This window comes from Euzebyales bacterium, from assembly GCA_035461305.1.
Taxonomy (GTDB): domain Bacteria; phylum Actinomycetota; class Nitriliruptoria; order Euzebyales; family JAHELV01; genus JAHELV01.
On sequence record DATHVN010000109.1, the window covers coordinates 42,153 to 53,949 of the forward strand.

At 71.2% G+C, this 11,797-nt stretch carries 13 protein-coding genes; 11 read left to right on the plus strand and 2 right to left on the minus strand.

The features are described 5' to 3' along the window. Positions 1-14: 14 nt before the first annotated feature. Complete coding sequence (locus VK923_10090; GenBank protein HSJ45019.1) at positions 15-1,436, plus strand: NAD-dependent malic enzyme; 1,422 nt, start codon at positions 15-17, stop codon at positions 1,434-1,436. 31 nt (positions 1,437-1,467) lie between these two features. Here VK923_10090 and VK923_10095 read toward each other — a convergent pair whose 3' ends face one another. Next, a complete protein-coding gene (locus VK923_10095) occupies positions 1,468-1,761 on the minus strand; it encodes a hypothetical protein (GenBank protein HSJ45020.1) in 294 nt (97 codons plus the stop codon). Between the two features lie 426 nt (positions 1,762-2,187). Between VK923_10095 and VK923_10100 the strand changes: the two genes are divergently transcribed. From VK923_10100 to VK923_10130, 7 genes are all read left to right on the plus strand, one after another. Continuing rightward, the gene (locus VK923_10100; protein ID HSJ45021.1) at positions 2,188-3,153 is read left to right on the plus strand and encodes a quinone oxidoreductase; all 966 of its coding nucleotides are present in this window, start codon (positions 2,188-2,190) and stop codon (positions 3,151-3,153) included. Positions 3,154-3,230: 77 nt separating this feature from the next. Then, positions 3,231-5,141 carry a propionyl-CoA synthetase gene (locus VK923_10105; GenBank protein HSJ45022.1) on the plus strand — a complete coding sequence of 637 codons (1,911 nt, stop codon included), beginning with the start codon at positions 3,231-3,233 and terminating at the stop codon, positions 5,139-5,141. 116 nt (positions 5,142-5,257) lie between these two features. Further along, entirely contained in the window at positions 5,258-5,977 is a 720-nt protein-coding gene (locus VK923_10110) for a Stp1/IreP family PP2C-type Ser/Thr phosphatase (protein ID HSJ45023.1), read from the plus strand. 82 nt (positions 5,978-6,059) lie between these two features. Continuing rightward, positions 6,060-6,704, plus strand: coding sequence for a protein-L-isoaspartate(D-aspartate) O-methyltransferase (locus tag VK923_10115; protein ID HSJ45024.1), 645 nt, complete (start codon positions 6,060-6,062; stop codon positions 6,702-6,704). 67 nt (positions 6,705-6,771) lie between these two features. Further along, positions 6,772-7,572 (plus strand): NmrA family NAD(P)-binding protein, encoded by an 801-nt coding sequence (locus VK923_10120; GenBank protein HSJ45025.1) that lies wholly within the window; start codon positions 6,772-6,774, stop codon positions 7,570-7,572. Positions 7,573-7,644: 72 nt separating this feature from the next. Beyond that, positions 7,645-7,827 (plus strand): hypothetical protein, encoded by a 183-nt coding sequence (locus VK923_10125; protein HSJ45026.1) that lies wholly within the window; start codon positions 7,645-7,647, stop codon positions 7,825-7,827. Further along, on the plus strand, positions 7,827-8,630 hold the full coding sequence (locus tag VK923_10130) for an enoyl-CoA hydratase-related protein (GenBank protein HSJ45027.1): 804 nt from the start codon (positions 7,827-7,829) through the stop codon (positions 8,628-8,630). Before VK923_10125 ends, VK923_10130 begins: the two co-directional genes overlap by 1 nt. Positions 8,631-8,655: 25 nt before the next feature. On the opposite strand, the gene VK923_10135 is transcribed toward VK923_10130, so the two are convergent. Further along, positions 8,656-9,390 (minus strand): VOC family protein, encoded by a 735-nt coding sequence (locus tag VK923_10135; protein HSJ45028.1) that lies wholly within the window; start codon positions 9,388-9,390, stop codon positions 8,656-8,658. A 232-nt stretch (positions 9,391-9,622) separates the two neighbouring features. Here VK923_10135 and VK923_10140 point away from each other — a divergent pair, with 232 nt between their 5' ends. The 3 genes from VK923_10140 (at position 9,623) to VK923_10150 (ending at position 11,794) form a co-directional block, all read left to right on the plus strand. After that, a complete protein-coding gene (locus VK923_10140; GenBank protein HSJ45029.1) occupies positions 9,623-9,931 on the plus strand; it encodes an aldo/keto reductase in 309 nt (102 codons plus the stop codon). An 88-nt stretch (positions 9,932-10,019) separates the two neighbouring features. Beyond that, positions 10,020-10,811, plus strand: coding sequence for an electron transfer flavoprotein subunit beta/FixA family protein (locus tag VK923_10145; GenBank protein HSJ45030.1), 792 nt, complete (start codon positions 10,020-10,022; stop codon positions 10,809-10,811). Positions 10,812-10,822: 11 nt separating this feature from the next. After that, complete coding sequence (locus VK923_10150) at positions 10,823-11,794, plus strand: electron transfer flavoprotein subunit alpha/FixB family protein (protein ID HSJ45031.1); 972 nt, start codon at positions 10,823-10,825, stop codon at positions 11,792-11,794. The last annotated feature ends 3 nt before the right edge of the window (positions 11,795-11,797 follow it).

The following is an 11,797-nucleotide window of genomic DNA, read 5'->3' on the forward strand; positions in this document are numbered from 1 at the left end:
GTAGCATCCGTGACATGTTCGAGATCAGCCCCTCAGCGGGGTACACCCAGACACTGCGCTGCGCGCTCCGACAGGAACCCGGGATGCTCGGGCGGCTGACATCGGCCATCGGCGAGGCGGGCGGCGACCTCGAGGCGCTGGAGATCGTCGGGCACCGGGACGGCGTCGTCATCCGCGACATCAGCGTGATGGCACGCGACGAGGACCACGCGCGGCAGATCGCCGACGCGGCCTCCAAGGTCGACGGTGTCGAGGTGCTCCGCGTCACCGACCGCATCTTCGAGCAGCATCGCAACGGCAAGCTCGGTGTGGTCAGCAAGATCCGAGTCCGCACGCGCAACGACCTGTCGATGGCCTACACCCCCGGGGTCGGGCGTGTCTCGCGCGCCATCTCCGAGCATCCCCAGCAGGTCTGGGACTTCACCTTCCGCGGCAACACCGTCGCCGTGCTGACCGACGGGACGGCCGTGCTGGGCATGGGCGACATCGGCCCGGAGGCCGCGCTGCCTGTCATGGAGGGCAAGGCCCTGCTGTTCAAGGAGTTCGCCGACATCGACGCCTTCCCCGTGTGCGTGGACGTGTCGAGCGCCGACGAGCTGATCGCGGTCGGCAAGGCGATCGCCCCGACGTTCGGTGGGATCAACCTCGAGGACATCGCGTCACCGCGCTGCTTCGAGGTCGAGCGGGGGCTCAAGGACGCCCTGGACATCCCGGTGTTCCACGACGACCAGCACGGCACCGCGGCCGTCGTGCTGGCCGCGCTGATGAACGCCGCGAGGACCACGGGCCGGTCGATGGACGAGCTGCGGATCGTGATGCTGGGGATGGGTGCGGCCGGCGTCGCGTGCGTCGATCTGCTCAACCACGTCGGCGTCGCCGACATCATCGGCTGCGACCGCGGTGGCATCATCCACCCCGGGCGCGACGACCTCGACGACGTGAAGCGTGCCGTCGCGGAGCGGACCAACGCGGAGCACCGCACCGGAGGCCCCAAGGACGCGTTCGACGGTGCCGACGTCTTCATCGGGCTGTCGGGCCCCAACACCGTCGAGCCCGCGTGGGTGGCGAGGATGGCCAACGACGCAATCGTGTTCGCGCTGGCCAACCCCGTGCCCGAGATCATGCCCGAGCTGCTGCCCGACACCGTCGCTGTCATCGCGACCGGCCGCAGCGACTACCCGAATCAGATCAACAACGTGCTGGTGTTCCCCGGCATCTTCCGAGGGCTGCTCGATGCGCGTGCCACCAACGTCAACCTCGACACCGAGCAGGCTGCCGCGCAGGCGCTGGCCGACATCGTAACCGAGGAGGAGCTGTCGGCCGACTACATCATCCCGTCGCCGTTCGACGAGCGCGTGGTCCCCGCTGTCGCCGAGGCCGTGCGCTCGCAGGTCACCGCCGCCGGCGAGGCACGGGCCACCGCCGAAGACGACTGATCTCCGCAGCGGCCGGTGGCGATCGTGACCGTCAGCCCGCGCTGAGGCTGACGCCGAGCACCGGGCCTGCCAGCGCGACCATCACGAGCGTGATGAGCACGATGCCGACGCCGTTGAGGATGATGCCGGTGCGCGCCATCTGCTGGATCGCGGGAAGCCCGCCGACGCCTCGACCTGCTGACCGATGAACGCGTCGACGCCGGTTGCCGCTGGTGGCGGCCGCGAGCGACAGCCCGCCGCCGAACAGCAGCACGATGCCCCACGGCGGCTGCGTCGCCGACTCCCAGTCGAGCACGAACACACCGGCTCGCGGGTGATCGGCCACGCGAACAGCACCATGGCGGCGCCGATGGCGATCGCGGCATCGTCGCTGCCCTCCAGCGTGGTACCGGCCGCCCAGCCCTGCAGCGGGGTGCCGATGATCCACAGCAGCGCCGTGAGCGCGAACACGCCCGCGACCACCTTCTCGCCGCGAAGGCGGTGCCCAGCTTGGAGGACGGTCGCGACGCTCGGCGCGCCACGTCCCGTGATGCTGCTGCCGATCGGGCCTGGCGGTCCTTGAGCTGGTGTTCGACCGTGTGGAGCACGTCGATAGCCTCCGGCCGGTACCCTGCGACGCACCGGATAGACCTCCGGGTCCCCACCCGCCACGAGGTGGGCGGGGAGGCGGGTTCCGCGTACAGGTGCCGCGTGGTCCACGCCAGCGACCGGCGGGATCCCCCGGCGGACGACAGCGACGGAGGAAGCGGACATGAAGGCGATCCGAGTGGGCGCGATCGGCGGACCGGAGGAGCTGCAGCTGCGCGACGTCGACGACCCCACGCCGGAACCCGGCGAGGTGCTGGTCCGCGTGGCCGCCGCTGGGCTGAACTTCATCGACGTCTACCACCGGACGGGCCGGTACCCGCTCGACGTGCCGACCGGCATTGGCATGGAGGGCGCCGGCGTCGTCGAGGAGGTCGGCGCAGGCGTCACCGACGTCACTGTGGGTGATCGCGTCGCGTGGGCGGATGTGCTCGGCTCCTACGCCGAGCTGCAGACCGTGCCGGTGTACCGCGCGGTGGTGGTACCGGAGGAGATCCACCTGGAGGTGGCCGCGGCGGTCATGCTGCAGGGCATGACCGCGCACTACCTGGTCACCAGCACCTTCCCGCTGCGCGCCGAGGACACGGCGCTGGTCCATGCCGGAGCCGGGGGGGTGGGTCAGTTCCTGGTCCAGCTCGCGTCGCGGACCGGTGCGCGCGTACTGGCGACGGTGTCGACCGCCGAGAAGGCCGAGCTGGCGGCCGCGGCGGGAGCCCACGAGGTCATCCGCTACACCGAGGTCGACTTCGCCGAGGAGGTCGAGCGCCTGACCGACGGCGGCGTGGACGTCGTCTACGAGTCCGTTGGCAGGGAGACGTTTGACCGTAGCCTGACATGCCTGCGCACGCGCGGCTACCTGGTGCTCTACGGCCAGTCCAGCGGACCCGTCGAGCCGTTCGACCCGCAGCGGCTGGCCGCCGGGGGGTCGCTGTTCCTGACGCGGCCCACGCTGTTCCACTACATCGCCACGACGGAGGACCTGCGATGGCGGGCCGGCGAGCTGTTCGACGCCATCGCCGAGGGCAGCCTGACCGTGCGCATCGACCGCGAGCTGCCGCTGTCCGACGCTGCTGAGGCCCACCGCTACATCGAGGGGCGCGGCACGCGTGGGAAGGTGCTGCTGGTGCCCTGACCGGCGCGTCGCGTCTGGCCGCTCGGGGCGTTGGGTACGCTGCGCGTCGCCGACCCGACGTCGAAGGAGCGCGTGACGTGACCTCAGGCAGCGACAGCGATAGGTCGTGTGGTGTGACCTATGCAGAGCAGTTCCGCCGCAGCGTCGACGATCCCGGTGGGTTCTGGCGGGAAGCGACAGGACTGATCACGTGGGACACCGAGCCGGAGACCGTGCTCGACGCCAGCGACCCGACCCACCCCCGCTGGTTCGCCGACGGGCGGCTGAACACCTGCTACAACGCCGTGGACCGTCATCTCGACGAACGGGGTGACCAGATTGCGATCGTCCACGACTCGCCGGTGACCGACAGCATCACCCGCCTGACGTACCGGGAGCTGCACGACCAGGTCGCCCGGTTCGCCGGCGCGCTGCGCGACCTCGGTGTCGAGACCGGTGACCGCGTCATCATCTACATGCCGATGGTGCCTGAGGCGGCGATCGCGATGCTGGCCTGCGCACGGATCGGCGCCGTGCACTCGGTGGTCTTCGGCGGGTTCGCGCCCCGCGAGCTGGCCGTGCGCATCGACGACGCCACGCCCAAGGTCCTGGTCGCTGCGTCCTGCGGCATCGAGCCGGCGCGGGTCGTCGAGTACATGCCGATCATCAACCGGGCACTCGACATGGCGACCCATCAACCCGATGCGTGCGTCGTGCTCCAGCGTGACGCCCGTCCCGCCGATCTGACCGAGGATCGCGATCACACGTGGGCCGACGTGATGACGGCGGCGGAACCTACCGACTGCGTGCCGTTGGCCGGCGACGACCCTCTCTACATCCTCTACACCTCCGGTACGACGGGCAAGCCGAAAGGTGTGCTGCGTGACAACGGCGGTCACGCGGTGGCGTTGCGTTGGAGCATGCCGAACATCTACGACACCCATCCGGGTGAGGTGTTCTGGGCCGCGTCGGACGTCGGCTGGGTCGTCGGCCACTCGTACATCGTCTACGCGCCGCTGCTGACGGGCTGCACCACGATCATGTACGAGGGCAAGCCGGTCGGCACCCCGGACGCGGGGGCGTTCTGGCGGGTCATCGCCGACCACGGAGTGCACACGCTGTTCACCGCACCGACCGCGTTCCGGGCGATCAAGAAGCAGGACGCGGAGGGGGCGCACCTCAAGGGCCACGACCTGTCGCACTTCCGCGCGCTGTTCCTCGCCGGCGAACGCACGGACCCGGACACCTACGACTGGGCGACCGGCCTGCTGGACCGCCCGGTGGTCGACCACTGGTGGCAGACCGAGACCGGGTGGCCCATGGTCGCCAACCCGATCGGCATCGAGCAGCTGCCCATCAAGCCTGGCTCGGCCGCCGTGCCGGTCCCGGGGTGGCGGGTCGAGGTCCTCGAGGAGCACGGCCGCCAGCAGTCGGCAGGGGAGGAGGGCGCGATCGCCATCCGCGTGCCCCTGCCCCCGGGTGCGCTGCTCACCGTGTACGGCGACGACGACCGCTACGTTCGCGAGTACCTGTCGAGGTTCGACGGCTACTACCTGACCGGCGATGGCGGCTACATCGACGAGGACGGCTACGTGTTCATCATGGGCCGCACCGACGACGTGATCAACGTCGCCGGTCACCGTCTGTCGACCGGCGCGATGGAGGAGGTCGTCGCCTCGCACGCCGACGTCGCCGAGTGCGCCGTCGTCGGCGTGGCCGACCAGATGAAGGGCCAGCTGCCCGTCGGCTTCGTGGTCCTCAAGGCCGGCGTCGACACCGATCACGATGTGCTGCGGGCCGAGCTGGTGCACATGGTGCGAGACGAGGTCGGCGCAGTCGCGGCGTTCCGTGACGTGCGCGTCGTCGACAAGTTGCCCAAGACGCGGTCCGGCAAGATCCTGCGTCGTACGATGCGCAGCATCGCGGACGGCAGGGACTACGCGACGCCGTCGACGATCGAGGATCCTGATGCGCTGGCGACCATCGAACGGGCGGTGGGTCGTTCCTGAGGGCGCACGCGTCGACTGTCCGGCCGGCCGGACCGCGGGGTGCAGCGGCTACAGGGCGTGTGCGAAGATGTTCAGAGGGCATCCTGCTCCTGCAGTCGAGGACAGGCGGAGGCGGCGTGAGGTTGAGCAGTGCTGCGGGAAGCCACGTGGGGTTGATCCGCCCCCAGAACGAGGACAGCTACCTGTGTGAGCCTCCCCTGTACGTGGTCGCCGACGGCCTCGGCGGTCACGCGGCGGGTGAGGTGGCGTCCGCGCTCGTCGTGGAACGTCTCGGCGAGCTGCGCTTCGACGAGGACACGACCGCCGACGCCGCGCAGCATGCGCTGACGGAGGCGGTGCGCGACGCCAACCGCAGGATCCACCACTCCGCCGCCGAGGACCCGCAGCACGCCGGCATGGGCACGACCGTGACAGCCGCTGTCGCGGTGGGCGAGACACTGTGCTTCGCCCATGTCGGCGACAGCCGCGGCTACCTCCTGCGGGGTGACGGGCTGTCGCAGATCACGGAGGACCACACGCCCGTCCAGCGTGCGGTCCGCGCCGGCGTGATCTCCGCCGAGGAAGCCCTTCACCACCCCAGCAGGCACGTGCTGGCGCAGGCGGTAGGGCTCGATGTCGACGTCGAGATCGACACGCCACGCGTTGACCTGCAGCCCGGCGACCGGGTCGTGCTGTGCACTGACGGCATGACCGACCCGATCCCCGACGCCGACATCCCCGGCGTGATCGGTGACGCCGACACCCCGGAGGCCGTCGTCGAGGCGCTCATCACGGCGGCGCTGCAGCGCGGAGGCCCTGACAACGTCACGATCGTCGTCATCGACGTCGCAGCATGATCAGTCAGACGTGGTCGCGCGACACGTCGCCCTGGCGACGCGGTGGTCGGCGGGGCGGCCGGACCCACGACGGGAACGGCTGATGTCCGCGCGCGGCCGGACGTCGCTCGTCGAACGTGCGGCCGCGCTCGGTGTCACCGACCAGCGGGTCCTCGACGCGATGGCCCAGGTGCCGCGGGTGGCGTTCGTGCCGCCGTCGGCCAGGTTGGTCGCCAACCGCGACGCGCCCATCCCCATCGGACACGGGCAGACCACGTCGCAGCCGACGTTGATCGCGCACATCGTCGCCTCGCTCGAGCTGGCGCCCAACGACCGGGTGCTGGAGGTCGGGACCGGGCTCGGGTACCAGACGGCGCTGCTGGCGCTGGTCGCTGAGCAGGTCTACAGCATCGACCGGTTCGCTGACCTGGTCGAGACCGCACGCGGCAACCTCGCCTCCCGCGGGATCCACAATGTCGTCCTCACGGCGGGCGACGGAACCCTGGGATGGCCTGAGTACGCGCCGTTCGACGCGATCGTGGTGTCCGCGGCCTTCGCCACGGTGCCGCCGCCACTCGTCGAGCAGCTGGCGGAGGGCGGACGGTTGATCCAGCCGCTTGGTGAGCAGCACGGCGACGACCTGGTCCGGTTCGTCAAGCGTGGCGGCAAGCTGGTCGTCGACCGGCACCTCGGTGCGGCCCGCTTCGTCCCGCTGCGGGGTGACCACGGGCTGGCCGACGACCGTTGAGCGCCGGCGGGGTCCCGGTCGCGCGGTGTGACGTCGACCGCGCGGTGGCCTGACCGCCATGCCCGTGATGGTGACCGGAGCCGAGCAGGGGCTCGGAGCCGCCGTGACCGATCAGCTGCTGGCGTCCGGTGGTGAGGTCCGCGCCTTCCTCGACGCGACCGACGTCGGTGCCGACGCGGCGGCCGCGCTGCGTGCGCGTGGCTGCAAGGTCGCGGTGGGCGAGCTCGACGACGAGGGGCACCTGGAGGCCGCGCTCGCGCAGGTGCACACCGTCGCGCACTGTGTCGTCGGGCCCCTGCTGGAGCCAGCCGTGCAGGTCGTGAACGCCGCGACGCTCGCGAGTGCACTGCTCGGCGCAGGCGTGCGCCGGCTGGTGTGGGTCCGCGAGTTGGCTGTCGACCCGGCCAACCGGTACCTGGCCGCGCTCGATGAGATCGGCGCGCTGTTCGAGGAGCTGCCTGTGGAGACCGTCACGCTGTCGACCGCCCTGAGGTACGGGCCCGCCGATCGGTTCACCCGGAGGCTCGCCAGCGGGTGGGTGCCGGCGACCGACGTCGATCTCGCGACGCCCCACGCGCCGATCCACGTCGACGACGTGACCCGGGCCGTCGTCACCGCCGACCGGCAGCGTGATGCGGTCGCCGACCTGCACATGCGCCTCGGACTGCTCGGGCCCGAGACCATGCCGCTGGGGGATCTGCTCGGACGGCTGGGTGCGGCCGCCGTACGCGGCGGGAAGCCGTCCGGCGACGCGCCCGCATGGGTCGCCGACTGGCTGTCCCACCCCGCGGTCGCGCCGCCGGACGGTTCCGCGCCCATGACGGTGGCGCGGGGGGCGACCCACCTGCAGAGCCCGGCCTCCCGCTGACCGTGTGTTAGTACCGGCACCGCGAGGGGGTACACGCACACGGCGTGCCCATCGATTCCAAGGCGGTCCGAAGTGAGCAACGAGTACTACTGGTGCCAGAAGCATCACCGCGTCGAGACGAGCGCCGGGACGTGTCCCGAGCGCGACCTGCTCGGTCCCTACCCGACCGCCGACGCCGCGCGCAACTGGAAGCAGCAGCACGATGCGCGCGAGGACCGGTGGGAGGAGCAGGACGAGGCCTGGGAGGGGAAGTGATGCCCGACGGCATGGAGCGGCAGGTCGGTGAGCACGTGGTGCTGTCGGGAGCCGGCGACGGCGTCGTGACCCTGCGGATCGACCGCCCACCCGTGAACGCCCTGAACTTCCAGGTGTGGGACGAGCTGCTCGAGGCCGCCACGCTGCTGTCGACGGATGCCGAGGCCCGGGCCGTGGTCCTCTGGGGTGGCGAGCGCATGTTCGCCGCAGGCGCGGACATCAAGGCGATGGCCGGCGAGTCGTTCCAGAGCTTCGCCGCGCGCGCGGGCGCCCTGCAGGAGGCCCTGCGTGCGGTCGCGCGCCTGCCCCAGGTCGTGATCGCAGCGGTGACAGGCTACGCCCTCGGCGCGGGCTGCGAGCTGGCGCTGACGGCGGACTTCCGCTTCGCGGCCGCGGACGCCAGGCTGGGCCAGCCCGAGATCCTGCTCGGCATCATCCCGGGGGCCGGGGGCACACAGCGCCTGCCACGCCTCGTCGGCATCCAGCGCGCCCGCGAGCTCGTGTACTCCGGCCGGATCGTCGGCGCCGACGAAGCGCTCGACATCGGGCTCGTAGACGGCGTGTGCGCAGCGGACGAGGTGTACGACGTGGCGCTCGAGCAGGCCCGGGCCTACGCCCGTGGTCCGTTCGCCCTCCGGCTGGCGAAGCAGGCGATCGACCAGGGCATGGAGCTGGACCTCGACGCCGCACTGCGCCTCGAGTCGTCGCTGTTCACCGCATGCTTCGCGACCGAGGACCGTCAGATCGGCATGCGCTCGTTCATCGAGCGCGGCCCCGGCAAGGCCGAGTTCACCGGCCGCTGACGTCGGTCAGCGGGAGCGCTGGGCTCTACCGGCGGGGGCTCAGGACGCAGAATTCGTTGCCCTCCGGATCCACGAGGACGACCCACGTCACGTCGTCGGCCTGGCCGACGTCGGCAGGCTGGGCTCCCAGTGCGCGCAGCCGGGCCACCTCCGCGTCCTGGTTGTCGTCGACGAGGGGCGCGACGTCGAGGTGCACCCGGTTCTTGCCGGGGGTCGGGTCCGGCACCGCGACGATGTCGAGCGCCGGCGGCCTCCCGTCGGGGTGGCACAGGGTCGCGACCAGATGGCTCTCCGCGCGAATCTGCCAGCCGCTCGCCTCCGCCCAGAAACGGGCGAGCCGGCCCGGGGCCACTGCGTCAACGACGATGGCGGCGAGCGTGCCGGGCTCGTCGAAGCGCGAGTCCGGCGCCAGCACGCAGCACTCGTTGCCCTCGGGGTCGGTCAGCACGACCCAGCTGACGTCGGTCTGGCCGATGTCGGCGTGCTGCGCACCACGGGCGACGAGGCGTTCGACGATGGCATCCTGATCCGCCGCCGTGGCGCTGGCCAGATCGAGGTGGATGCGGTTCTTGCCCACCTTCGGCTCCAGGACCGGCACGAAGACGAGTGCGATGTCGGCCTCGGGGCCACCTGCCGGCTCCACCGCCGCCTCCCGGTCGTCGGTGTGCACCACCGACCAGCCCAGGGCCTCGGCCCACCACCGGGCCTGCGCGACGTGGTCGTTGCACGCGATGACGACGTGCTGCAGCCGTGTCCCCATGCGTGGCAGCCTTCCACCGCAAGCGGGCCACACGCAACCGCCGTGGGCGTCCCGGGCACGGTCACGCGAACGCTAGGCTGCCCGATCATGGAGTACCTCGACGCCGCGTGGGATGCGGGCATCACCTCTGTCGACGTCGCGCGCTCCTACGGTCGGGCCGAGGCGTTCCTGGCCGCGTGCTGGAGCCGTCCGCGGGCCCGATGCTGTCGACCGCCCACGAGGCGGGCATGAGGTGATCGTCAAGGAGGGCGTCGCCAACGACCGGCTGACGCCACGGGGTGGCGACCCGGTCGTCCGCGGCGTGCTCGACCCGGTCGGGGCGCGCCAGGGGGTGACGACCGATGCGGTCGCGCTGGCCGCGGTCCTGGCGCAGCCGTGGGCCGACGTCGTCCTGTCGAGCGCCGCGACCGTCGCGCACCTGCACGCCAACATGCGGGCGTTCGACGTGCGGCTGACTTCCCGGGACGGCGACGCGCTGGACGGCATCGCGGAGCAAACCGACACCTACTGGGATCACCGTGGTGACCTGCCGTGGGGGTAGGCACGCCGCGGACACCGTCTCGCCAGTGCAGGGCGGCCCGTGGCGCGAGAATGTTACCGTCGGGTAACCACGAGAGCCGGAGGAGCCTGTGAGGATCATCTGCCCTGTCAAGCGGGTGCCGGACACCGCCGCGACCAAGCACGTGGACCCTGACGATCACACCGTGGATCGCGACCGGTCCGACCCGGTGCTCAATGCCAACGACGAGTGGGCGATCGAGGAAGCGCTGCAGATCGCCGAGCGCACGCCGGGTACCCAGATCATCGCGTTGTGCATGGGTCCGGACGAGGCGGGGTCGACGGTGCGCAAGGCGCTCTCGTACGGGCTGGATGGCGCGATCCAGGTGACGGATCCGGCGCTGGCCGGCAGTGACGCGGCAGCGACGGCGCGCGTCCTGGCCGGGGCCCTGGCGGGCGAGGACTATGACCTGATCGTGATGGGCAACCAGTCGTCCGACGCGCGGACGATGCTGGTGCCGGCGATGCTCGCGGCGCACCTCGGGGTGCCGGCGCTGACGTTCGTGCGCGACCTGCAGATCGACGGCGACGTCGTCACCGCGCAGCGGGAGACCCCGGCCGGCTATCAGGTGGTGCGGGCGCGGAGACCGGTCGTGGTGTCGGTGGTCGAGGCGATCAACGAACCGCGCTATCCCACGTTCAAGGGGATCATGGCGGCCAAGAAGAAGACCATCGACGTGCGCGACCTGGCGGCGATCGACGTACCGGCAAACCGGGTGGGCCTGGATGGGTCGGCCACTGCGGTCGTGGACGTGGTGCCTCGGCCGCCGAAGCAGGCGGGCCGCGTGGTGACCGATGATGGATCGGGCCAGCTGGGCGCGAGGGCGCTGGCCGACTGGCTGGTCGAGCAGAAGATCCTGTAGGAGGACCGGACATGACGATACTGGTGGTTGTCGAGCACGACGCCGGAAGGCTGGGCAAGGTCTCGGGGCAGATCCTGACCGCGGCGCGTGGGCTGGCCGACGACGTGCACGCCGTCGCATGGGGACCGGGCGCGGCCGACGTCGACGGGCGGGTGGGAGCGTTCGGTGGGTCGGTGGTGCACGTGTCCGACGATCCGATCGTGACGGCGTATGCAACGGGTCCACAGGCCGCGGTGGTGGCGGCGGCCCTGGACGCGTCGGGCGCGGACACCCTGCTGTATCCGGCGGATCCGTTCGTCACCGACGTGGTCGCGACGGTCGCGGTCGCCCGCGATGCCGGCGTGATCACCGACGCGGTCGACCTCGCGGTCGGCGACGATGGCGGTCTGATCGCGACGAAGGCGATCTTCGGTGGCGACATGATCTCGACCTGCAGGGTCAGGCCCGGCCTGCTGGCGTGCATCGGTGTGAAGGCGAACGCGTTCACCGCCGAGGAGGCCGGTGGCGACCCCGCCGCGGTCGACGTGCTCGACGTGACGGTGGACGACGCAGCGCGTGCCATCGAGGTGGTCGACGTCGTGGAGCAGTCGTCGGGGGACCGGCCCGAGATGACCGAGGCGTCGATCATCACCGCAGGTGGGCGCGGCCTGGGTGACGCCGAGGGGTTCCGCCTGATCGAGCGGTTGGCCGATGCGCTCGGAGCCGCGGTGGGTGCCTCCCGGGCTGCGACCGATGCCGGCTGGTATCCCCACCAGCATCAGATCGGTCAGACGGGCAAGACCGTCGCCCCGCAGCTGTACATCGGTTCGGGGATCTCGGGGGCGATCCAGCACCGCGCGGGCATGCAGACCTCGCAGCTGATCGCGGCGATCAACACCGACGGAGACGCGCCGATCTTCTCCATCGCCGACTTCGGGGTCGTGGGGGACCTGCATGTGGTGATCCCGGCGCTCATCGAGGAGATCGAGCAGCGCGCCGGCTGACCC